The sequence below is a fragment of the Kastovskya adunca genome (genome assembly GCF_059505785.1).
This window is the reverse complement of sequence record NZ_JCACLG010000004.1, coordinates 50,056-71,634: the sequence shown is the minus strand read 5'-3', so window position 1 is coordinate 71,634 and position 21,579 is coordinate 50,056. Positions and strand designations below refer to the sequence as shown.

Annotated in this window: 22 protein-coding genes; 12 read left to right on the top strand and 10 right to left on the bottom strand. The window is 46.5% G+C overall.

Going from position 1 to position 21,579, the window contains the following annotated elements; translation table 11 throughout:
* Window positions 1-38: 38 nt before the first annotated feature.
* The 4 genes from AC5JR3_RS01390 to AC5JR3_RS01375 all read right to left on the bottom strand — a co-directional run bounded on the left by AC5JR3_RS01390 (window position 39) and on the right by AC5JR3_RS01375 (window position 2,616).
* Entirely contained in the window at window positions 39-635 is a 597-nt protein-coding gene (locus AC5JR3_RS01390; protein WP_495842288.1) for an SH3 domain-containing protein, read from the bottom strand.
* Between the two features lie 245 nt (window positions 636-880).
* Complete coding sequence (locus AC5JR3_RS01385; RefSeq protein ID WP_495842286.1) at window positions 881-1,753, bottom strand: universal stress protein; 873 nt, start codon at window positions 1,751-1,753, stop codon at window positions 881-883.
* A gap of 309 nt (window positions 1,754-2,062) precedes the next feature.
* On the bottom strand, window positions 2,063-2,395 hold the full coding sequence (locus AC5JR3_RS01380) for a DUF5615 family PIN-like protein (protein ID WP_495842284.1): 333 nt from the start codon (window positions 2,393-2,395) through the stop codon (window positions 2,063-2,065).
* A complete protein-coding gene (locus tag AC5JR3_RS01375) occupies window positions 2,392-2,616 on the bottom strand; it encodes a DUF433 domain-containing protein (protein WP_495842282.1) in 225 nt (74 codons plus the stop codon). Before AC5JR3_RS01375 ends, AC5JR3_RS01380 begins: the two co-directional genes overlap by 4 nt.
* Before the next feature lie 240 nt (window positions 2,617-2,856).
* On the opposite strand from AC5JR3_RS01375, the gene AC5JR3_RS01370 reads away from it, so the two are divergent.
* A complete protein-coding gene (locus AC5JR3_RS01370) occupies window positions 2,857-3,081 on the top strand; it encodes a hypothetical protein (RefSeq protein WP_495842280.1) in 225 nt (74 codons plus the stop codon).
* Between the two features lie 253 nt (window positions 3,082-3,334).
* On the opposite strand, the gene AC5JR3_RS01365 is transcribed toward AC5JR3_RS01370, so the two are convergent.
* A complete protein-coding gene (locus tag AC5JR3_RS01365) occupies window positions 3,335-3,535 on the bottom strand; it encodes an NblA/ycf18 family protein (RefSeq protein WP_495842278.1) in 201 nt (66 codons plus the stop codon).
* Window positions 3,536-4,043: 508 nt separating this feature from the next.
* Between AC5JR3_RS01365 and polA the strand changes: the two genes are divergently transcribed.
* From polA to AC5JR3_RS01350, 3 genes are all read left to right on the top strand, one after another.
* Window positions 4,044-7,034: a DNA polymerase I gene (gene polA, locus AC5JR3_RS01360; protein ID WP_495842277.1), complete on the top strand. Its 2,991-nt coding sequence runs from the start codon at window positions 4,044-4,046 to the stop codon at window positions 7,032-7,034.
* 109 nt (window positions 7,035-7,143) lie between these two features.
* Complete coding sequence (locus tag AC5JR3_RS01355; protein ID WP_495842343.1) at window positions 7,144-7,413, top strand: DUF4160 domain-containing protein; 270 nt, start codon at window positions 7,144-7,146, stop codon at window positions 7,411-7,413.
* Window positions 7,391-7,825 carry a DUF2442 domain-containing protein gene (locus tag AC5JR3_RS01350; protein WP_495842275.1) on the top strand — a complete coding sequence of 145 codons (435 nt, stop codon included), beginning with the start codon at window positions 7,391-7,393 and terminating at the stop codon, window positions 7,823-7,825. Before AC5JR3_RS01355 ends, AC5JR3_RS01350 begins: the two co-directional genes overlap by 23 nt.
* Before the next feature lie 427 nt (window positions 7,826-8,252).
* Here the strand turns inward: AC5JR3_RS01350 and AC5JR3_RS01345 are convergent, their stop codons facing one another.
* Together AC5JR3_RS01345 and AC5JR3_RS01340 are read right to left on the bottom strand one after the other, a co-directional pair.
* Complete coding sequence (locus tag AC5JR3_RS01345) at window positions 8,253-8,726, bottom strand: BON domain-containing protein (protein ID WP_495842273.1); 474 nt, start codon at window positions 8,724-8,726, stop codon at window positions 8,253-8,255.
* A 160-nt stretch (window positions 8,727-8,886) separates the two neighbouring features.
* Window positions 8,887-9,276 carry a hypothetical protein gene (locus AC5JR3_RS01340; RefSeq protein WP_495842271.1) on the bottom strand — a complete coding sequence of 130 codons (390 nt, stop codon included), beginning with the start codon at window positions 9,274-9,276 and terminating at the stop codon, window positions 8,887-8,889.
* Between the two features lie 156 nt (window positions 9,277-9,432).
* Here AC5JR3_RS01340 and rppA point away from each other — a divergent pair, with 156 nt between their 5' ends.
* The 7 genes from rppA (at window position 9,433) to AC5JR3_RS01305 (ending at window position 16,775) form a co-directional block, all read left to right on the top strand.
* Entirely contained in the window at window positions 9,433-10,110 is a 678-nt protein-coding gene (gene rppA, locus AC5JR3_RS01335; RefSeq protein WP_495842269.1) for a two-component system response regulator RppA, read from the top strand.
* A 70-nt stretch (window positions 10,111-10,180) separates the two neighbouring features.
* Entirely contained in the window at window positions 10,181-11,428 is a 1,248-nt protein-coding gene (locus AC5JR3_RS01330; RefSeq protein WP_495842267.1) for a sensor histidine kinase, read from the top strand.
* A 70-nt stretch (window positions 11,429-11,498) separates the two neighbouring features.
* Window positions 11,499-12,863 carry a tRNA (N6-isopentenyl adenosine(37)-C2)-methylthiotransferase MiaB gene (miaB, locus tag AC5JR3_RS01325; RefSeq protein ID WP_495842265.1) on the top strand — a complete coding sequence of 455 codons (1,365 nt, stop codon included), beginning with the start codon at window positions 11,499-11,501 and terminating at the stop codon, window positions 12,861-12,863.
* Between the two features lie 410 nt (window positions 12,864-13,273).
* Window positions 13,274-13,486 (top strand): hypothetical protein, encoded by a 213-nt coding sequence (locus AC5JR3_RS01320; RefSeq protein ID WP_495842263.1) that lies wholly within the window; start codon window positions 13,274-13,276, stop codon window positions 13,484-13,486.
* Window positions 13,483-13,857 carry a type II toxin-antitoxin system VapC family toxin gene (locus AC5JR3_RS01315; RefSeq protein WP_495842261.1) on the top strand — a complete coding sequence of 125 codons (375 nt, stop codon included), beginning with the start codon at window positions 13,483-13,485 and terminating at the stop codon, window positions 13,855-13,857. Before AC5JR3_RS01320 ends, AC5JR3_RS01315 begins: the two co-directional genes overlap by 4 nt.
* A 300-nt stretch (window positions 13,858-14,157) precedes the next feature.
* Window positions 14,158-15,081, top strand: coding sequence for an isoaspartyl peptidase/L-asparaginase family protein (locus AC5JR3_RS01310; RefSeq protein ID WP_495842259.1), 924 nt, complete (start codon window positions 14,158-14,160; stop codon window positions 15,079-15,081).
* 422 nt (window positions 15,082-15,503) lie between these two features.
* Entirely contained in the window at window positions 15,504-16,775 is a 1,272-nt protein-coding gene (locus AC5JR3_RS01305; protein WP_495842257.1) for an ATP-grasp domain-containing protein, read from the top strand.
* A 181-nt stretch (window positions 16,776-16,956) separates the two neighbouring features.
* Here the strand turns inward: AC5JR3_RS01305 and AC5JR3_RS01300 are convergent, their stop codons facing one another.
* Window positions 16,957-17,967 carry an aromatic ring-hydroxylating dioxygenase subunit alpha gene (locus tag AC5JR3_RS01300; protein ID WP_495842255.1) on the bottom strand — a complete coding sequence of 337 codons (1,011 nt, stop codon included), beginning with the start codon at window positions 17,965-17,967 and terminating at the stop codon, window positions 16,957-16,959.
* Between the two features lie 154 nt (window positions 17,968-18,121).
* Here AC5JR3_RS01300 and AC5JR3_RS01295 point away from each other — a divergent pair, with 154 nt between their 5' ends.
* Window positions 18,122-18,415: a hypothetical protein gene (locus AC5JR3_RS01295; RefSeq protein WP_495842253.1), complete on the top strand. Its 294-nt coding sequence runs from the start codon at window positions 18,122-18,124 to the stop codon at window positions 18,413-18,415.
* A gap of 406 nt (window positions 18,416-18,821) precedes the next feature.
* Here AC5JR3_RS01295 and AC5JR3_RS01290 read toward each other — a convergent pair whose 3' ends face one another.
* Window positions 18,822-20,264 carry an NAD(P)/FAD-dependent oxidoreductase gene (locus AC5JR3_RS01290; RefSeq protein ID WP_495842251.1) on the bottom strand — a complete coding sequence of 481 codons (1,443 nt, stop codon included), beginning with the start codon at window positions 20,262-20,264 and terminating at the stop codon, window positions 18,822-18,824.
* Window positions 20,265-21,326 carry a glycosyltransferase family 2 protein gene (locus AC5JR3_RS01285; RefSeq protein WP_495842249.1) on the bottom strand — a complete coding sequence of 354 codons (1,062 nt, stop codon included), beginning with the start codon at window positions 21,324-21,326 and terminating at the stop codon, window positions 20,265-20,267. It lies immediately after the preceding gene.
* Window positions 21,327-21,579: the final 253 nt, after the last annotated feature.

Here is a 21,579-nt window from a genome sequence, read left to right as displayed (position 1 = left end):
CGGCTCAACCGTAACCCACCACTTAATGGCAGCAACTCTTAGAAACAATAACCAAGATACTGGGCATAGACATACCCTTGTACGGGTGATGCGACTGGCACCCAACCGTTGTTACCTCGGCTTTCAACAACAATTCGCTGCCTATTAGCGAACTGTCCGACAATAGCACTGGTCGTTGATGCCTCTCGCCGGATATTTAACCCTCCCCTGGCTCTTACTTGGCGGCAGTTGTCGGAGGTGGCAGGTGGCGGTGCTGGGGCAGCAGACGTACAGTAGACGAGATTCGCCGAAGGAATATACCCTTCTACTGGGGATAAAATCGGCACCCAGCCGTTGTTACCGCGATTTTGAATAACCACTCGCTGATTATTTACTAAATTTCCCACAACAGGGCTTTCGCTCGATGGCTGTTGCCGGATACCCAAAACCCCTCTTGCTGACACTTGGCGGCAGGTATCTGGGATTTGTCCTTGTGCCAGTTGATAATCGCCTGTCAAAGCGGAAGGGGCTTGTGAGGCGGAGGGCTGAAGGCTTTGAGTTCTGGAAGAAGCTTCGGCAATCGAGGGAACAGCAAATGCCGTTAAAGCCAGTGAAAGGATAGTAGTCGCTACTGTTGAGTTTTGTAGTTGACGCATTGTTTTCTATTCTTAAGAAAAATTACTAAATTTACCTAAAAGTGCGGGACTTATTAGTTCAAGCTTCGTAAAATACACCTAATCTCATCCTAAGAAGCCCTAGCTATATATTCCTATTCTGAATGGCATAAATCTTTATTGGCAGTAATCTAACCAAAGATAGAAAAAGCCCCCTACAGTCTTGTCACTGAGGGGGGAAATGCGATCGCTACACTAGATTGAATCAACTAAGAACTTAGCGCCGCTTACTTGGAAGAAGGAAAGAAAAGAATCGGGTGCCAACTACGGCGGAACAACTCACCAGCAAAGCTACGGGCTGCTATCAATTTACCGAGATTATCAGAAGAAACAGCGATCGCACTGATGTCGTACTCCAACGCCGCATCCAGTATCTCCGTCAATGGATTGCCTAAGCAAACTTCTGTACAGACTTGCAGCCCTTGTTGTTCCAAATCTGCCTGAATCGGTGCTAATTTCTCCTGAGCTTCTTGGAGCTGATAGTCCTTCGGGATTTCTCGTCGTCCCCCTTCATCCACCACCCACATCAACAAGCACTCCTGGAGAGAGTCGTCTGGGCGATTCTGGGCGTATTCCTTAACCTTACCGATTAGGTATTTAGAGGCATGGCTGTCATTGTAGGGAAGCAGTAAGTACCGGAATAGATGCTGACAGCGTAACTCTAGTTCTTCGCAAGTATAAGTAGAAACTAGTTCTGGGCGCAAAATCATCAAAGGTCGATTACAGGCTTTTGCCAACCCAGTCGTCGTACTGCCAAAGAGCTTTTCTTCTAACAAGTTCCGGACTGGCATTCCCGTAATAATGACATCTGCCTGATGCTTCTTTGCCGTTTGAGGAATTGTATCTAGTGGACGCCCAGATGGGACATCGAACTGCACATTGACTCCTGAGGGTACATCCTTCAAACGTCCCTGAAGTCGATTTTGTGCCTTTTCGATTGCTTCTTGATCTATACGAGGAATTCCACCCTCTTCCCATAACGGTACGCTGTGGGTGAAAACAATTTTCTTCATGCCACTGGCAGCCAAACTGGGCACAAAATCCACAAGCCGATACAAACCGTCGGTAAAATCCGTGCAGATTAAGCAACTATGAAACATATCTAGGGAGAATGGATTTTCCTAACACTACCATCTCAAACCCCCTCCTACCCCCCTCTGAAGGCTAACTTTGAAGGATTAAGGTCTCTGGAACATTCACTTCGATAATTGTGAAAGCCCCATCGACATCTTTGCTATGCACGTGGATAGCCATCTGCTTTTGCAGACTTAATCTAACTGATAAGACTTGCGATCGCTAACGTAAGTGACATAATGTTCCGTTTCACCCGTCGCTAGTAACTTTTCGTTCTCAATCAACCAACTCGATACGGTCAGCATGCAAGCGGGTTGTTGTGCAGCGGTTCTACACTACATCAACACTAGAAGACTTTGTGTTTCGCTACTTCCAAATTGATTGATCGTGTTCAAATTATCTCTCAAGATCTGAATAATCTTCGATGTTGAGCAATTGCCAATCCGGAGATAAATAAACTTGGGTGGATGACCGTAAAGTAAACTGCGTTGGTGAAAGTCAGAATCTTTAGAAACAATCACAAACCCATTTACCTTTGCATACTCCCAGATCACTACATCATCTGTATTGAGCAGTCCTAATGTCTTGACATGCTCGGAATTTGGATACAGTTCGACAATTCTGGAAACAATTCGGTCTGACAGGTTTTCATCCAATAGCAGTTTCACAGCGATGCCACAAATAACTTTTTCTCACGATCGGCTACAAACGCAAGACAAGCTTTAATGTCTTCTGAAGTGAGTTCAGAAAAGTCTTCCAGAATTTCCGCCTCGCTCATCCCACTCGCCAAATATTCTAGGATGTCATACACTGTGATTCGCATTCCCCGAATACACGGCTTGCCACTGCGCTTTCCAGGCTCAATTGTGATGATGTGTTGGTAGTCCATAAAAGTGGCACAAGAGAGAATAGCTGTTTACATTATATCGGGAACGCTTGTTGCCACAGGCTTCGTTAGCTTAATGTACTGGTTGCGCGATCGCCTTACAAATAACCTCTGAACATCGCCCCACCAACGAGACAAATAAATGGATGAGATAAAGATGATTACTTGCGGTGCAATAGCTAGACCAAGTGAAGTAGTTTCAAATGGTGGCGGTTGTTCTTGAGGAAAATAATCGCCTCAGGGATGGCAGAAATTTCAGACGGCAAAATTGAAAAAGCAGATGGGTTATTCTTTTTGCAACCCGTGGTGATGGAATATGTCACAGAACGATTCGTGCAGCAGATTTGCATAGAATTTGAGACGCAGCAGCTTAACTTTCTGCAAACACACACCCTCTTGCGAGTCCAGGCGAAAGAATACATTCGAGAGATAAAGCCCTTACGCAGCTTCCAAATATGGAAGTCCTAGCTAGTAGTAGTAGGATGCTTATTTATACAAGATTTTTACGCAGCTTTAGGCACTTGAGACGAATTGAAACTGCGGTTGAGCATCAACGAACGTGAATAAATAAAAATGGGATAAAACGTTTTTGAAATGAGGTTTTATCAAATCTTGCTAATAGGCAGTGTTGAGAGTCAAGTTAACGCCCCAGCATCCCCAGCTCCTTTCCTCAGGAGGGAACCGAGCAAGAGAAAGAGGTCGCTGACTAGACATCCGGCGACTATGACTCAGATTCGTTATTAGGCGCTAGTCCCCATTCGTGCTTGAGAAACTCCTTATACATTGTTTCGCGCACCATCATTTGCTCGTAGAGCTTAACCAAGAAGTCTTGGGCTTGTTCGCGGCTCATGTGTTGAACCTGAGATTCAAATGAGCGAAGGTTAAATTGTTGTTCCAAGGATAGTTCAACAGGCTGAGACATGATACTTTCTCCTACTTAAGAGAGATAAATGGGTTCAGAACAGAAACCCTTGTCAGCTAAAGACTATATGTCTTTCGCTATTAAGAAATATAACAATAATTTGACAAAGTGCCTATACCTCTAAATAGGTACTTCTGTAGAATCAAAAGATGGAATCCTTTCTCAAAAAGTTTCCTAAATTGGATGAAACACTTGTATCAGGTTGCTTTCAGCCAGTTTGCTCAGAGCGAACAATAAGTTAAGTAAATATGCTTAATAACCAGCTTAAATGCGGAATTATAAGTCCTGAGTCCTGAGTCCTGAGTAGGGAAGAAAGTATGTTCGGCGAAGCCGTTGCCGGAGGCTAGGGTGAAGGGTGAAGTATGAAGGGAAGGGTGAAGGGTGAAGTATGAAGGGAAGGGTGAGTGTAGTTATCCCCTGCTTTTCTGCTCCCCTGCTCCCTAATCCTTACTCAGGACTCAGCACTCTGTCTTCACCCTTCCTCTCCAATCCCAAATAAAATAGAGTTATGTCTCAAACCACCTCTGCACCCCAAAGTGCTGCTGATTCCTCTCAACAGCAGCCTCTGTACATCCTGGTTGATGGTCACTCTTTAGCTTTTCGCTCTTATTTCGCCTTTGCCAAAGGGCGAGATGGGGGATTGAAAACGAAATCGGGGATTCCTACAAGTGTTTGCTTTGGCTTTCTCAAGGCTCTAACAGAAGTGATGGGGTCAGAATCTCCAGACTCGATGGCTGTCGCCTTCGATTTGAGCTTGCCGACATTTCGCCATGAAGCGGACGACACCTACAAAGCCGACCGTCCAGACACGCCGGAAGATTTTATTCCTGACCTGAAAAACCTCAAAGAGTTGGTGACGGCGTTGAAAGTGCCTGTAGTAACGTCCCCAGGTTATGAGGCGGATGACGTGTTGGCGACTTTAGCTCGTCAGGCTAGTGCCCAAGGGTATCGAGTGAAGATATTAACAGGCGATCGCGATCTATTCCAACTCATTGACCCCACGAAAGGCATCAGCGTCCTCTACCTCAACAGCACTTTCCTCAAGCGGGGTAACTCCACCGGCCCTACGGAATTTGGGCCCGAAGAGGTTAGAGAAAAGCTCGGCATCGCCCCAGAACAAGTCGTTGACTACAAAGCCCTTTGTGGTGACAAATCAGACAACATTCCTGGCGTTAAAGGTATTGGCGACAAAACAGCGGTAAGCCTGCTCAAAGAGTACGGCTCCCTAGATAAAATTTATGCCTCATTAGACAGCATCAAAGGCGCAACGCAAAAAAAACTAGAAGCAGGGAAACAAGAAGCAGAACACTCCCGCTACTTAGCTCAGTTAGCCTTTGATGCGCCTGTAAACATGGAGCTACAAGAGGGCAAGTTAGAGGGATTTGACACCGACGTTCTCAAACCCCTTTTAGAAAAGCTAGAATTTCAGACATTTTTAAAGAAAATTGACCAGCTTCAGCAACGATTTGGCGGCTTCCCTGTTGAAGAGGCTCCGACGGGGACTGTCCCCGAAGAGGTTCTCGCCCCCGATACTGGCGACGACCTGTGGTTTTTCAGTGCGGAGGAGACGGAAGAATACCAGCAGCAGCAAGCCTCTCAGGATGAGCTGCAACCAACCATCATTGATACTCCCGAAAAGCTGGCTCAGTTGGTCAAGCAACTGCAAGGTTGCACTGACCCGGAAATCCCGACAGCTTGGGACACAGAAACCAGCGATTTAGAGCCACGGGATGCCCAACTGGTGGGGATTGGCTGCTGCTTTACTAAAGGCAAACAGGCAAAGGGTAAAACGGAACTTGAGCGGGATGATGTGGAAGTCGCCTATATCCCCATTGGTCACAAAGCGGGTGGAAATTTAGAGAAGGACGCGGTTCTAGAAGCACTGCGCCCGATTTTAGAAAGCGATAAGTATCCAAAATCGCTGCAAAATGCCAAATTTGACCGCTTAGTGTTGCATTTTCAGGGCATTCACCTGCGGGGTGTCGTCTTCGATACGATGCTGGCAAGCTATGTATTAAATCCTGACAATAGCCATAACTTGAGTGACTTGGCGTTGAAATATCTGGGTATTGTTGCCAAGTCATTCACTGACTTAGTGCCGAAAGGCAAAACGATGGCGGATATTGATATCCCCAGCGTCGCTAACTACTGCGGGATGGATGTCTATACTACATTTGGATTGGTTCTTAAGCTGCGGGAGGAACTGAAACAAACCCCGAAACTGCACAAGCTGTTGCTGGATGTTGAGCAACCCTTGGAGCCTGTCTTAGCCGATATGGAATCTCTGGGTATCCGTATCGACCGAGATTACCTGAAACAATTCTCCCAAACGCTGGAAAAAGATTTAGAGGCAATCGAGCAGAGAGCTTACAAAGCGGCGGGGGAAAAATTTAATTTAGGCTCTCCCAAACAGTTGAGTGAGTTGCTGTTTGACAAATTGAACCTGAGTAAAAAGAAGTCTCGCAAGATTAAAACAGGTTACTCAACTGACCACGCCACGTTAGAAAAGCTGCAAGAAGAAGATGAAAGTGGGGTTGTCAATGCGGTTTTGGAGTACCGTACTCTCTCTAAGTTGAAGTCTACCTATGTTGATGCTCTACCAGCACTAGTCCGTCCAGAGACGCATCGGGTGCATACAGACTTCAACCAAACAGCGACATCTACGGGGCGTCTATCTTCTTCTAGTCCGAACTTGCAAAATATTCCCATCCGGACTGCCTTTTCTCGCCAAATTCGTAGGGCGTTTCTTCCAGAACCGGGTTGGATGCTGGTGACAGCGGATTATTCTCAGATTGAGTTACGTATTTTGGCACACCTGAGTAAAGAGCCAATATTGGTTGAGACGTACAAAAATAACGAAGATGTTCACGCGGTAACGGCGCGGTTGCTGTTTGAGAAGGAGGAAGTGACGCCAGATGAGCGGCGTTTGGGTAAAACGATTAACTTTGGTGTGATTTATGGGATGGGGGCGCAGCGTTTTGCGCGGGAAACAGGAATTTCGCCGCAATTGGGTAAAGAATTTATTGAGCGGTTTAACGATCGCTATTCAAAAGTTTTCGAGTACTTGCAGCAGTTACAAAAAGAAGCGATCGCGCAAGGCTACGTTGAAACAATTTTAGGACGCCGCCGCTACTTCAACTTCAATTCACACACTCTTCTCCAGAACCGAGGCAAAAACACCCAAGACATCAACCTCGACAAACTCAAAGGTTTAGGCCCCTACGACGCCGGATTACTCCGCGCCGCCGCCAATGCCCCAATTCAAGGATCTAGTGCTGACATCATCAAAATCGCCATGGTGAAGATGCACGATATCTTGCAAGACTACCAGGCACGTCTCCTCTTGCAAGTTCACGACGAACTGATCTTGGAAGTTCCCCCCGATGAGTGGGAGGAATTGCAGGTGAAGATTCGCCAGACGATGGAAAACGCTGTTCAGTTAAGCATTCCTCTCCTGGTTGATGTTGGTGCTGGGCAAAACTGGATGGATACGAAGTAGAGATTTTTTGCTCTGGGCTGACATTTCCTCACTTGGCTCAAGGAAGGTTTCTGCGTTTGCATAAAAACCCAAGCGCTTGAGTTACAATGCAGATATATATTAAAAAGCTATAAAAACCTACAGGCCAACCGTACTGAAGAAAGATGGTTTTAGTGTACGCATTTACACCAACGATCATCTTCCGTCTCATGTTCACGTTATTAAAGCGGGTGGCGAAGCAAAAATCAACCTCGGCAGTGAAACAGAAGACCCCTCACTCATTCAAATTTGGAATATGAGCGATGGAGATGTGAAAAAAGCTCTGCAACTAATTTTTGTTCATCAGACAGAACTATTAAAGAAATGGAGCGAGATTCATGAAGAACTTGAATTTAACTGAGAAAATCTTAAAGGATGAGATTGCAAAGGCAAGGATCTCGGCACGCGAATCTGATGCATCAGAGCCACGTGCTCAGTCCGTTCACTACGATCAAAAATCTAGTCGTATTGTCGTGGAACTGCGAAATGGAGCCAGCTTCTTATTTCCCCCTGAGTTAGTTCAAGGATTAGCGGGTGCCTCGACTGATGACCTCGTACAAGTGGAAGTTACCCCATCTGGCGAGGGACTACACTGGGAAACGCTAGATGTTGATTTAAGTATTCCAGCTTTGATGATAGGGATATTTGGGACTAAAGCTTGGATGGCCCAATTAGGTAGTAAAGGAGGTTCTGCCACCTCAACGGCAAAAGCAAAAGCCGCTCGTAATAACGGGAAGAAAGGAGGGCGTCCGCGAAAAACCGTTCATCAATAGCACTCTCAAAAACTTCTATAGAGAGAGGTTGTAGAAAGTTTCAACTTCCCTAATTCAATCAATTCATCAAAACTAATTGTTAGGGAAACCCTCCGTAAAAATTGTTGGATTGAAAAGTTAATGGCAATAGGTGCCTCAATTAACCTGGACTTGTTTTTTTTACCTTAGTTATATTCCTGTTCGCAACTTTTACTCACAAGTATTTCCGAGATTGACCTAGGTTCTTACTGAGCGATAGAGCATGGCTAGAGCGGTCGCGGTGAAATTAATATTAATTCCCTGCGATCGCTCTTCCAGCTAACAAATCATTAACTACTAGCAATCCCCAATGATTCGTGTCCTAGCCTTACAAGCCCCTAAGGCACGTCTATGTGTCTTTGTGGTTGATTAAAAAGCTTTTCATCAACCAAATAGGATGGCGATCAGTCTAGTTATTACCTTGGGGTTGAGCCGGTTGAACTTTGGCTTGAATATCAACATTCTGGACACCTCTGATCTCCCGTGCCAAAGGTTCGATGCGCTCATACTGCTCTTGAGTAGGAACGGTTCCTGCGACAGTGACAACACCCTCCTCCGCTTCTACGGTCAAAAGGCTAGCAGGTAAGTTCGCTTCTAACTTGCTGGCGATTTCCCTAGCTAAGTCAGCATCAGCTCTGACATCATCATTACCCAAGGCTTGGTCGCGTTCTTCTCGTGCCCGAATATCTGAATTAAGTTGGTCTCTGCGAACTTCGCTGGTAGCATCTTCTTGCCCTTCTCGTGCCTCTTCAGCAGCGGGAGTTCCGATAGTTTCTTCTGTAGTATCGGGAGCGGCGGTATTGGTTTGGGCAACGTCGGATTGACAAGCGGCAGCACCAGCTAGGAGCAGAGCGCTAATTAGAAGTGTAGTTAGCTTCTTCATTTGTGATTGAATCCTAAATAAATTTGTTTTGTCTTTATTCTAGCCTTACCAATAAATGTGACGGAATGTGACAGTATGAGTCATTAAAGGGAAGATGATCTTCTAACCGCAAATACCATCCTTTGGAAATATCAGTTATAAAAATCATTCTTAGGGAGTACTAGTTTTTCAACCGATAGCGCACTAGTTTCCTCACATCTTCCTGAGACAATCTTAGTTCTTGAGCAATCATCGCTTCCACTTGGCTGACTTCTGTCACCAGAAACTCAAATTCCAGCTCTTTCAAAGCAGAATCGGTAGTTTTGATCTCAACTTTAGTTAGTCCTAAATCGGTATAGATATCCGCTTGAATCACTAGCACCGTCAGGGAAAGTTGTACCTCTAGCTCTCTATCAGCTTCTAGCTTATCAACGCTACCGTAGGGACGGCTTAAAAGTTGGTTAGCTAATAGTCCACCACCCGTCCAAAAAGTTATTCCTAATAAAGGTAGAGAGAGCCAAAATTCTAAGCCCAGAGCGGGCAATTTTTTCAGCCATTGGGGTGAAGACATAAAACTTTGTTTGAAGTGAGAAGAATTCTTTGATCCGGTCAACTATCAGTAAGAATCAGACTGGTGGAAGACGTGCTAAACAATGCTGCTTCTTTAGGATGAATACATAATCAGAGATTTCTGTCTCTAGAGGGAAAAGGGCGATCGCTTTATTTTATGAAAATCTTACTGGTAGAAGACGATCTGGCACAATTAGAGCCAATACAGGCGGCGTTGTCGCAAGTCGGACACGTTGTAGATGGTGTCGATGATGGAGACATGGCTCTATGGCTGCTGTCCCAAAAAGAGTATGACCTGTTGATCTTAGACTGGATGTTGCCGAAAATCAGCGGCTTAAATGTTTGTCGTCAGTATCGACAAGCTGGGAAAACTGCCCCTGTGTTGATGCTTACCGCTAAGGATACCACCGCTGATAAAGTGACAGGATTAGATGCGGGAGCTGATGACTATCTCGTTAAGCCTACCGATATTATTGAACTGTTGGCGCGAGTACGGGCATTATCGAGGCGATCGCCTCTGTGGCAAGGAGATAGTTTGGGCGTAGGAGATTTGCAACTACACCTGACGACACTCACCGCTGAACGAGGGCAGGCAAGTGTCACCTTATCAGCCCGCGAGTCTCAGTTGCTAGAGTACTTCCTCCGTCACCCTCATCAGGTTTTAACCCGCACTCAAATTGAACAGTCTCTATGGGAATGGGGCACAGAACCAGAAAGCAATGCGGTGACAACGTTAGTCCGCAGGCTGCGGCAACGCTTGCAGTTAGTCGGTGCAGCAGACTGGATTGAGACCGTCTACGGTATGGGATACTGCCTCAACCCTGGGGAAAGTTGAATGTAAACAGAGGGAAAGACTTTTTCATGTTTGCTTACCATTTACCCGCAGACTTTTGCCTTCTTTAGCCATGTTTGGTCGTAGCCGTCGGAATCTGGCTCGCTGGTTCACCCTATCGATGGGGAGTATTTTGATTGGCTTTGCAGGGTTGCTTTACTACGTGGAAATCGTAGATGAGCTAGACAAGTTAGACCGCTTGCTTTACCAAAAAACCAGAGTGATGGCAACTAATGCCAACTATGAATTTCAGAAGGGGGAGTTGGATCTAGAAAATGTCCCGCTGCTAGGGAGTAACACGCGGCTGCTGAATACAGAAATGGTGTATGCACGCTGGTACAGCCCTTCGGAGCAACTTGTGCAATTTTTTGGTACACCTGCCCCAGAAGAGCTGAAAATCGCACCAGGATTTGACACTATCAAAACCACTGTCCCTTGGATTCGTCAGGTAACGCTACCCGTCTACCAAGAGAGTCAGTTAATTGGTTATCTCCAGGTTGGCACTCCGTTGACCTCTACTCAAGAGAGTTTGGCTCAGTTACGCTTAGTTTTGACGCTAGCAGTACCTGTGACTTTAGGGATAATTGGGATCACTGGCTGGTTCTTGGGGGGAGTGGCGATGCAACCGATTCGCTACAGCTATGAGCAACTTCACCGCTTCACTGCCAATGCTTCCCATGAATTGCGGGCACCTTTAGCGGCGGTGTTGAGCAATGCTCAGGTGGGATTACTGTCCCCCGTTGGTGATGGTTCGCAGCAGCGTCTTCGTTTGGAGAAGATTGTTGATGTCACCAAGTCGATGAGTTCCCTCGTCAGTAATTTGTTACTTCTGGCTCGCCATGAAAGACCGTTAGATCCTAAATCTTTGAACGCAGTTGACCTGACGAGCTTACTAAAAGAGATAGCAGACATCTATACTATCCAAGCGGCAGCAGTGGGGTTGAGTCTGAGTAGCCATCTACCTTGGCAACCCCTGTATTTGCCAGCCGATCCAGACCTTTTGCGTCAGGTCGTGACGAATCTGCTGAGTAATGCCTGCAAATATACTCCCGGAGGTGGGAAAATTCAGCTCCGACTTTTTACGCGATCGCATCAAGCGGTGATTCAAGTAGAGGATAGTGGGATTGGGATTGGTGAAACGGATTTACCTCATGTTTTTGAGGGATTTTATCGGGTGCATACAGAGCGCTCCAAATATACAGGCGGTTTTGGATTGGGGTTAGCGATCGCCATGCAGATCGTTACCGCTCATCGGGGGACGCTCACTGCTTCTTCTGTGGTAGGACAAGGGACAACCTTTACGATCAAACTCCCGATGTAAGGGTCTGCGGGATAGGTAACATAGATAAAGTCCCTACTCTTTTTTGCCATTAATTTGGTTGTAGCTGTCCATGACCACGACTAACCGCCGCTATCACATCACCACTTTCGGTTGCCAGATGAACAAAGCCGACTCAGAGCGCATGGCTGGCATTCTGGAAGATATGGGCTTTGAGTGGTCAGAAGACCCCAATGACGCCAATGTGATTCTCTACAACACCTGCACGATTCGGGATAACGCCGAGCAGAAGGTTTACTCCTATCTAGGGAGACAAGCCAAGCGCAAGCACGAGCAACCAGATTTAACCCTCGTAGTTGCGGGTTGCGTTGCCCAGCAGGAAGGAGAGCAACTGCTGCGGCGGGTGCCAGAACTGGATTTGGTGATGGGGCCGCAACACGCCAATCACCTTCAGGATTTGCTGCAACAGGTGTTTGATGGCAATCAAGTCGTCGCCACCGAGGCGATTCACATCATGGAAGACATTACTAAACCGCGTCGGGATAGTAATGTGACGGCTTGGGTGAATGTGATTTACGGCTGCAATGAGCGCTGCACCTATTGTGTGGTTCCGAACGTGCGGGGCGTAGAGCAATCTCGTACACCAGAAGCAATTCGCGCCGAAATGGAAGAATTGGGGCGACAGGGTTACAGAGAAGTGACGCTGTTGGGGCAAAATATTGATGCCTATGGGCGCGACTTACCAGGAGTTACGGAGTCGGGGCGTCACAAGCAGACGCTGACGGATTTGCTCTACTACGTCCACGATGTGCCAGGAATTGAGCGGATTCGCTTTGCTACCAGTCACCCCCGCTACTTCACAGAACGGCTAATTAAAGCTTGCGCGGAGTTACCGAAGGTATGCGAACATTTCCACATTCCCTTCCAATCGGGAGATAACGATATTCTCAAGGCAATGTCACGGGGCTACACCACAGAAAAGTATCGCCGCATCATTGAGACAGTTCGTAGCTATATGCCGGATGCGTCGATTAGTGCTGATGCGATTGTCGGTTTTCCTGGGGAGACGGAAGAGCAGTTCCAGAATACGCTGAAGTTGGTGGAAGATATTGGCTTCGATCTGTTGAATACGGCGGCTTATTCGCCTCGTCCCGGCACTCCGGCGGCATTGTGGGAGCATCAGCTGAGTGAGGAAGTGAAAAGCGATCGCCTCCAGCGCCTCAATCATTTAGTTTCCACCCAAGCCATTGAAGCTTCGCAACGCTACTTTGAACGGGTTGAGGAAGTTCTCGTTGAAGAACAAAATCTTAAAGATCCTACTCAAGTTATGGGGCGCACGCGGGGTAACCGTCTGACGTTCTTTGCTGGCGACATCAACGAATTAATTGGTCAGTTGGTGAGGGTGAAAATTACTGAAGTGCGGGCGTTTAGCTTAACGGGTGAGCGTGTGGACATCAGGGAAGTTCAGCCTGTATAAGTAGCTGAATTGTTGGTTTTATAGAGAAGCGATCGCCTTTGAGGTTTTAGGGGAAACGAGAGTTGATCCAAAGCTGAATTGAAGTACGCGATCGCCCAAACCGCGTGCGACAGGCTAACGGCAAAACGCAGTGATCTTGAATTCCCCACCAACAGCTTTTATTCCGTTTCTATTTCGTTATCAACTTCCTTCTTCATAAAACGTTGGAACTGAAGAGGGCGATCGCTTCATGTAGGAACTGCTGGGTTGATTTACAAAAATACTGCTGTGTCAGCGAGTTCATGTTTTAAATGAAAAAACTTTGACTGATGTATCGGTGAAAATAAAACCATTGCAGGAAGACGACACTAATCAACACGATAAATTGTTAAGTAGTTTATTTAGCATAAATCAAATCGGGAGCCGCAAAGATGATTAACTCAGAAATACTTAGCAAGCTACAAAGTGCATCAGTAGAAGAACGAATCCAGATTATTGAAATTATCCTTCAGTCTCTCAAAAATGATATAGGAGTTTCTAAGAAACAATCCTCGTCTGACCTTCATTCCCTAAAAGGAAAAGTAACTTATTATAATGACCCTTATCAGCCTGTAGCTTCAGAAGATTGGGAAGCACTGACATGATTATCCTAGATACTCATATCTGGATTTGGTGGGTAGACGAAAGCCCCAAACTAACTCCCCAAAACCTGAAAATTATTGAGGAAAATCAAGCAGAAGCGCTAGGGATCAGCATCATTTCCTGCTGGGAGATCGCGAAATTAGTCGATAAAAATAGACTGGGTTTTGATTGTTCAGTAGAAGAATGGCTAGAATTAGCCTTATCCTATTCCGGCATGCGATTGCTACAGTTAACCGTTCCGATTACAATTCAATCTACTCAATTAACCGGATTTCATGCAAATCCAGCCGACCAAATTATAGTCGCAACAGCTAAGGTTTACGATTCATTTTTATTAACTCAAGACAATAAAATCCTCAACTATCTGACGTGAAGATATTTAAATAAAACGATCGCGCCATGTTTCAGTGAGTCGATAGTGCGATCGCGGCACTGGATCAACTGATCACCAAGAAGCGCCACACCAAAAAACGTCAGTGGTAATCCTTCATCCTTTTGTATCGAAAATTACCAAACGGCTTAATACACAAACCTTCCTTAAGTACAGGCTAAGACACGCTGTAGGGATGAAGCTGTAATTTTCAAGCTGCCTTTAAATGTAAAAAATGTGAATTTGACTATTGCCCTTTCAGCGGTAGTACACACAGCTAACAAAAATTTAGGAATAGCAGATATGACCCTAAGCATTATTGTTCATGGTGGAGCGAAAACCATCTCAGATGACAAGGCTAAGGCTAACACCGCTGGTTGCTTGGCAGCAGTAGAGGCAGGTTGGAGCATACTAACTGGTGGGGGTAGTGCAAAAGACGCCGTTGAGGCAGCCATTCGCGTTCTTGAAGATAACCCAACTTTTAACGCCAGCATTGGTGCAACTCTTGACAGCGACGGGGAGGTGTCCTTAGACGCAGCAATGATGGAGGGTAGCACCCTGGGTTGGGGGGGAGTAGCAGCCGTTCAGGGGATACCTCATCCGATCTCGGTAGCGCGGAAGATTATGGAAGACAAGTCCATGCTGTTAGTCTCACGGGGTGCAGAACGCTTCGCCAGAGAGCATGGAGATGAGATGTGTGCCCCCAGGGACTTGATTAGCGATGAGCAGCGGCGGGAGTGGGAGGAACAGGAGGCGGTTTTGGATCGCCCCGCTACAGTTGGTTGTGTCGCCCTAGATGCTGACGGTAACTTGGTCGCCGGAACCTCAACGGGAGGACTCGCGAATCAGCCCTCTGGTCGCGTTGGTGACAGCGCCCTCGTTGGCTGCGGCTTGTACGCCGACAATAACCTGGGCGCTTGCTCAACAACGGGTGATGGCGAGTCAATTATCCCGGTGGTTCTTGCCAAAACAGCGACTGATTCTATGGCTGGAAACACCCATCCAGAAAAAGCAGCGCAAAAAGCCATTGACACCTTGATATCTAAGGTTTCAGGAGAGGCTGGGTGCATCCTCATAGACCATCAGGGACGTATTGGGTGGGCGTATAATTCCCAGGACATGGCAGTGGCTTACATGACTACAGAAATGGACAGCCCGGCTGTGTTTACCAACAAAGAAGCAGAAAGTAACTTACAAGCAGAAGCCCTTGTCTTCAGTAAGGCATAAAATATCTGTTGACTACTAACTCACTATCGACATAATCGCGTCTGATTACTTAAGGCGTATTTATGTCTTCTTCTGCCTAGTAGTGTCAAGTTTGAGTTAATGATTAAGGCTTATTTTTGTCAGAAATCTTTTTATTTTATTTAATAAGACTTCTAACAAAAACAAGTAGGATGAAGTGAATAATTAAAGGTTCGTATTCAGGGATTAGGTTCGATTTTGAGGACTAAATCCCTGTTTACAAACTTATGTAAAATTTTATATTACACCAATAAAGATTAATTTATTTTTACTAATTATTGAGTTAATTTTGAGAAGTTAAACTCAGAGAATGCAAAAGGTCGCAGAGGAAACAATGAACTTTTGCCCATCAGTATATTCTTTGTTGTACAACTTCTTTTTCTGGCTTATTTGGGTAGTTTTCTATGAACTCAACATACGAATTTGATTACTTTCAGGGAAATTCCTTTTCCGATCTATTTGCTCAAGACATCACAGATGCACGATATGGGTTCATCCTAAATTACCCTGCAACTGCAAGTTGGGCAGCTTACCCTAATAATAAAAAATACTTTCTTCAAGATGGCAGTAGTGAAGCCACTAAAGCCTCCTTCGACAAAATTTGTCAAAAGGAACCTTGGAAGAATATTGCTGTGCTAGGTGATGTGCTTCCAGGGATTGTGATCATTCCGCCGCCCAACTCGCTGGTTGACTACTGGCGGGAGCATTTGGGCTTTAGCTACACAAACAATATAGAGATGATAGATTGCTCGACTTATCTGGATGAACTCAGCCAGAGCGATCGCTTTGACCAACTTATCGTTTTGTTTCCCTTTGATGGTCTCAAGCCTGAAAAACACGCCGTCGATCCAGACACCCATTACCGCTTACTGAGCAAAGTAACCCTAGCCGAGTTGGGAGTGCCATGTCCAAAATACTCCAGCTATGATCTGCACGCCCAGAAGCTGGAAGACATTCAGCTACCAGAGCAATTTCCCTACTTGATCAAAACGTCCCACGGACTGTCAGGGGAAGGCACTTATATTATCGAAAACACTAGCGATCTGAACTACTGCTTGAAGGAAATCAGGCAATACCTTCATATTAAGTTGGTAGATACGATTGTTGTCTCGGAGTTTATCAAGAATGTCGTGCAGAATTACTGCGTGCAATTCTATGTCAACAAGGCGGGAGATATTAGCCTCATCGGGACGACAATCCAACTTGTCACCCCAGAAGGTAGCTTTTTAGGAGGGCTAATTGACTACCGCCAAAGCGACATGAGCAAATTCTACGAGATGATTGCTGCCATTGGTCAGTATGCTCATCAGCAGGGTTATTTCGGCGTTATTGGCTTCGATGTGCTGGAAAACTCCCAGGGAGAGCTTTATGCGATCGATGCTAATTTTCGAGTTAATGGCTCTACTGCTCTTTGCTTGCAGCGCTATACCCTGCTGGGGCTGGGAAAGGAGGTGGCTAAATATTTCAGTGGCTACCGCATGGATGGGACATTAGACTCGATTTTAGAAACCCTGAAACCAGAACTAGCTCGCAAGGACTTTATGATCTTGTCGGCTCAGGAGAAGGTTAAGTACGGAAAAATCTATAGCGAAATTTACGGTATCGTTACTGGCGAGACGAGCGAGGAAATGCAGCAAATTGAGCATAAGTTACGGGATAAGGGGTTAATGATTTAGCTAAACACCAGGACTCCCTCGGTTGGGATTGGCGAATATAGAAATCTCCCTTGTGTCCCTATAATCCCCAACGCCTAAATCGCTGATTTGAACAGAACGGAAAAGGCGATCGCTTCTGTGGCTCGGTTTTCTTGATGCGATCGCTCAACTACCAGCCCTCCTGGAACAGGTAATCAATGCATCACAAGCGCATGTCTACTTGATGCTCCATTCCCGCCGGAGGTGGGAGAGAACCAGTTTTGAGGCTGGTGCGCCATTTGGCAATGTAGGGTGCCAGTAAATCCGCCGCGATAAATTTGTAGGAAGCGCCACCAAAGCGTTCGATATTTGCCTGCTGCATCGCCAGCATCTTCACATCCTGCTGAATAATTAGGCGAGACAGGGGTTCAAAAAATAACCGCACTAACCACCCAATGCGACCAAAGCGAAACGTAATCACCGTGTAAACCTCCGTTAAGGTATCGTGAATTGGAGTGCAGGACGAGGTGATGATATAGTGCCGTTGGTCGTTAAATATATAGTCAACGCGGCTAGTTGCTGGGGCGATAAAGCGATCGCTATGTTGCATCTGGCTGCGCTTGCGAGAAAGCAACCACCAGACGAGACTACCTTCGCGCGGTTCTTCAAAGTATTCAGCAACAGCACCATCCTCCAAACTTCGCACCACTGCCTTAACAGGTTTAGCGGTGGGAGTGCGAAACCAAAGACGATGGACGTAGGTAGCGTGAGGGCAATCGAGAAAATTTTCCAGACAGGCGTCAACGGGGGCATGAAAGCGGGTTTTCATCCGAAAACTTGTCCAGCCTGGTTGTCCTAGGTGAGGAAACTCTAAGGGACGTTCTCTTGCCGCAGTCGGCGCAAGACACACCCACACATAACCGTCTTGTTCTACACAGAGATAACTTTTGACACACAAATTCTCAGAAATTGGAGCCGTTTCTGAGAGAGCGGGAATTTTAGTAACGCCACCATTCGAGCCGTAGCCCCAGCCGTGATAGGGGCACTCTAACTGCCCTTGACAAACGGTTCCTTTAGACAGTGGGGCATTGCGGTGGGCACAACGGTCTTCTAGGGCGGCAATGGTGTTGTTTACACTACGAAACACCACTAGAGGATGAGCTAAAATCGTTACGCTGAGAGGTTTTTCCCTCAGTTCGGTTGACTGACAGGCTATATACCAATAAGACTGCATTACCTTTTAAGTAAGTTTCAAAGACTTTCACCAAGTTTGTTAATGAAGATTTAAGATTTCTAAAATCTCCGTCTGAAATTGGCGATCGCCCCTATTGTGGAGATGTTGAACCTTGTTCCCTATTATCGCTTTGTAGATCCGGACACTTGAATTTATGAGCATCTTGCCCAACTATCTCCGTTCCCTATCTTTGAGTTTGCTTCTGAGCTTTCTGGCTCCAGTTGTACTGATTGCTGTGATTTTGGCAAGTTTATCCGTTGTAGGCTACCTGCCCCCGCTCGAAAGCTTTAGTCAGGTGGGTGTTGAGCAAATGCTCAAGTTTCTCGCTGTTTTTGGAAGCGGTTGTCCTCTCCAAGGTGTCTTGGTTATTGGCTCTACCTGTAGCTTCGCGGGCGCATTGTTTGATACCTACGCGTTCTACCGCGACCAGTACCTATACAACAACTAACAGGACTGCACGGCAATAGCGAAGAGTTCCTCCTTAAAGAACGGAACCTACCGCTCCTGTGCCTCCGCTCCCTTGGAAGTAAAGATAATCGACTACTTAAATATATAGATAGCTGCCATAACTTAAGTTTAAAGGCTCTTAACGGTAGAAGCAGAAAGCGCCGCTAAGAGCCAAAAGAGCTTTTATAAAAAATATAATATTGTTGAAAGTCGCGGTGATACAAGGTTATTCGCACTCAGGACTCAGTGGTTGAGAGAGTGCTGAATCCTGAGTGGTAAGGGTAAGTATGAAGTATGAAGGATGAAGTATGAAGGGTAAGAGGTAAGAGCTTCTCCCCATCCCCTCATCTCCCCTGCTCCCCTGCTCCCCATCTAACCGATCTACTATCTTTGAACGCAACTCGGTATTAATTGGGGATGAGAGAGGAGTCATTTTTTGCTGCACGCTCTTTCGTAAACTCCTCGTAGTAGGAGCGTTCGGTATTCACATTCCACAAATCGTGCTTTTCTCCCAGAATATTTCTGGCTGCCAACATCGCAGTCAGCATTGAGTGGTCTTGATTGTTGTAGCGATGCATCCCGTTGCGACCGACAGTTTGCAGGTTTTCAATCGTTACTAAATAGTCTTGAATTACTTGTAGATGCTGGCGATAATCACGGTCGTATACGGGGTAAGCTTTGGGCTGACGCAGTACCACACCATCTTCTACGTCACTCACCTCTGCTAGACCCAGCTTCGCCATCTCACGGGCGGCTAAATCAAGCAACTCAACATCAGACAGCTTCCAAAGTTCGTCGCCTTCACTACAGAAGTATTCCATTCCCAAACAAGTCTTATTGGGGTCGGGAACCATCGCCGGACTCCAATTTTTGAAGTTTTGGATGCGCCCGACTTTCACCTCTGGGCTATGAATGTAGATCCAGTTGTCGGGAAACAAGTCTGCTTTGTTGACAATCAACGACACAATCATGAACGCCCGATAACTGAGGCTATTTGCCGCCTGCACGACTTCTGCTGGTGGGGGGGGATCGAGGCGATTGATGAGTGCGGTTACGGGCATACTGGAGATGAAGTGGTCGCCTTCGATTTGGCGAGTTTCTCCATTTTGTCGAACTGTAATGCTTTTGATGCGATCGCCTTGACGCTCAAAACGAATGACGCTGCTCTCTAGCTCTACGCTTCCGCCTCGGCTTTCCACCGCTTCTGTGAACCGCTCCCACATCATTCCTGGCCCCAAGGCAGGATAGTCAAATTCTTTAATTAAGGTTTTTGTGTTGTTGCTACCAAACAAAGCGTTGAGGATAGCTGTCGTCAGGGACAGTCCTTTGATGCGCTGTGCTGCCCAATCCGCTTGAATTTTGTCGCAGGGAATTCCCCACACTTTTTCTGTGTAGGTTTTGAAGAAGGTTTGGAAAAGACGTTTGCCGAAGCGATTTGTTACCCAATCTTGCAAAGTCTCTTCAGTAGGTAGCGGCAACAATTGTGCTTTGAAGTAGCTGAGGAGAATCCGCCCACTTTCAACGATGCCCAGGTTGGATAAGGTATTAAAGGCATCAAGAGGATAGTTGAAAAATCGACCCTGATAGTAGATCCGCGACAGCCGAGGAACTTTCAGAAATTCTTCTCCTAGCACCTCTTGCCAAAGCTGCTGCACGGCTTCAACTTTGGTGTAGAAACGATGTCCGCCAATATCGAAGCGATAGCCTTTGTAAGTTTCAGTCCGAGCAATGCCACCCACCTTATCACCTTGCTCTAATACAATTGGCTGAATACCTTGTTTGACCAGTTCGTAAGCCGCCGTCAAACCAGCAGGGCCAGCACCAATAATCACGGCAGAATGGCGTTCCAATTAACGAAGCTCCAGGGCGGTTGTTATATCAGAGCGAACTTCTAAAACTTCCGAAAATTGCACTGCTAAGACGCGGCGTTTTTGGAAGTGGCGTACTGTGCCAGTGGCAAAGGCAAGCCCGCTGTAGAGATAATAAAGCCAATGCCAGGGAATAGTGCGTAGGGCGAAACGCTTACCGCGACAACTTTGAAAGAAGCGGTAAAGGGGGGCATTGAGTGCCAGGAGTAAGAGGGCAAGTCCAGTGGCGACAGCGAGAAAAGCAACAGACCATCCGGCGGCAATTAAGCACATCATTAGCCCGTAAACCAAGACTGTGCTGATGCGGTTTTCCGTGCGGAGGTTAAGGTCGTTGTTTAAGAGGCGATCGCGCCAGATGAGTTCTGTCCACGGTAGCGCTCGCTTAAAAAAGTCTGTTTTGATCAGGGAGATTGCTTCCCAACGCTTTAAATGCTTTACCTGCAACCCTTTGTGGAGCTGAATTTTGTAGCCTGCACGGCACAGGCGATAGCCGAGTTCGATATCTTCGACGGAGGGTTGGCGATAACGTTCGTCAAAGCCACCCATCCTGAGGAAAACGTCGCGGCGAATTGCCCCGCAAGCGCCCCAGAAAGTAGAGGCTTTCGTGGAGGCAATTTGGTGCGTGTAGTGGTGGAACAGGTTTCTATACTGCGATAGAAAATTCTTTGCCCCAGGTGCGTCATCGTAGGAACCGATCAACGCGTCTAAGTCGGGTTGCTGGGAAAACGCGATCGCCACCTGCTCTATTGCCTCCGGACAAATCGCCACATCCGCATCCACAAAAAAAAGGATGTCACCCCTTGCCGCCTGCGCCCCCACATTCCTTGCCCTAGCTGGGCCGGAACAAACAGAAAGTCTTAGCACCTTTACCCCAAACTCTTTGGCAAGTTGCCAGGAATCATCCGTATCGCCATCGGCTACGACAATCACTTCATCCGGTTGAGGTTGTGCTTCCATCAACTTTGACAGACACTCCCGAAAGGCTGTGCCTCCGTTGTACACCGGGATAATCACCGAAATTGTTGGCTTTTTAGGGAAGAGCATTACTTAGACTTACTTAATACAACAGTTTTCTTGGTTCTCTCAAATCCGCTTGAGACTAAGTAGTATCTACTAGAAAATTTTCTCTGCTGGTCAGGCGTAGCCCCTGGTAACACTTGCCTTTTCTTCTGCATACTGACTAAATGCAGCTTATTGCGCTCAAAGGTCTGTAGTTTTGTTAATTTCTTTGATCGTAGATGACTTTCCGTAATCAATGTTTATACGGTGATTGCTTCACACAATCTTTATAATTTAG

Bases quoted from the DNA above. Each gene is read 5' to 3' on its own strand.
- AC5JR3_RS01390 (WP_495842288.1), bottom strand. From the start codon at position 635: ATGCGTCAACTACAAAACTCAACAGTAGCGACTACTATCCTTTCACTG.
- AC5JR3_RS01385 (WP_495842286.1), bottom strand. From the start codon at position 1,753: ATGTTTCATAGTTGCTTAATCTGCACGGATTTTACCGACGGTTTGTAT.
- AC5JR3_RS01375 (WP_495842282.1), bottom strand. From the start codon at position 2,616: ATGGACTACCAACACATCATCACAATTGAGCCTGGAAAGCGCAGTGGC.
- AC5JR3_RS01370 (WP_495842280.1), top strand. From the start codon at position 2,857: ATGGCAGAAATTTCAGACGGCAAAATTGAAAAAGCAGATGGGTTATTC.
- AC5JR3_RS01365 (WP_495842278.1), bottom strand. From the start codon at position 3,535: ATGTCTCAGCCTGTTGAACTATCCTTGGAACAACAATTTAACCTTCGC.
- polA (WP_495842277.1), top strand. From the start codon at position 4,044: ATGTCTCAAACCACCTCTGCACCCCAAAGTGCTGCTGATTCCTCTCAA.
- AC5JR3_RS01350 (WP_495842275.1), top strand. From the start codon at position 7,391: ATGAAGAACTTGAATTTAACTGAGAAAATCTTAAAGGATGAGATTGCA.
- AC5JR3_RS01345 (WP_495842273.1), bottom strand. From the start codon at position 8,726: ATGAAGAAGCTAACTACACTTCTAATTAGCGCTCTGCTCCTAGCTGGT.
- AC5JR3_RS01340 (WP_495842271.1), bottom strand. From the start codon at position 9,276: ATGTCTTCACCCCAATGGCTGAAAAAATTGCCCGCTCTGGGCTTAGAA.
- rppA (WP_495842269.1), top strand. From the start codon at position 9,433: ATGAAAATCTTACTGGTAGAAGACGATCTGGCACAATTAGAGCCAATA.
- AC5JR3_RS01330 (WP_495842267.1), top strand. From the start codon at position 10,181: ATGTTTGGTCGTAGCCGTCGGAATCTGGCTCGCTGGTTCACCCTATCG.
- miaB (WP_495842265.1), top strand. From the start codon at position 11,499: ATGACCACGACTAACCGCCGCTATCACATCACCACTTTCGGTTGCCAG.
- AC5JR3_RS01320 (WP_495842263.1), top strand. From the start codon at position 13,274: ATGATTAACTCAGAAATACTTAGCAAGCTACAAAGTGCATCAGTAGAA.
- AC5JR3_RS01315 (WP_495842261.1), top strand. From the start codon at position 13,483: ATGATTATCCTAGATACTCATATCTGGATTTGGTGGGTAGACGAAAGC.
- AC5JR3_RS01310 (WP_495842259.1), top strand. From the start codon at position 14,158: ATGACCCTAAGCATTATTGTTCATGGTGGAGCGAAAACCATCTCAGAT.
- AC5JR3_RS01305 (WP_495842257.1), top strand. From the start codon at position 15,504: ATGAACTCAACATACGAATTTGATTACTTTCAGGGAAATTCCTTTTCC.
- AC5JR3_RS01300 (WP_495842255.1), bottom strand. From the start codon at position 17,967: ATGCAGTCTTATTGGTATATAGCCTGTCAGTCAACCGAACTGAGGGAA.
- AC5JR3_RS01295 (WP_495842253.1), top strand. From the start codon at position 18,122: ATGAGCATCTTGCCCAACTATCTCCGTTCCCTATCTTTGAGTTTGCTT.
- AC5JR3_RS01285 (WP_495842249.1), bottom strand. From the start codon at position 21,326: ATGCTCTTCCCTAAAAAGCCAACAATTTCGGTGATTATCCCGGTGTAC.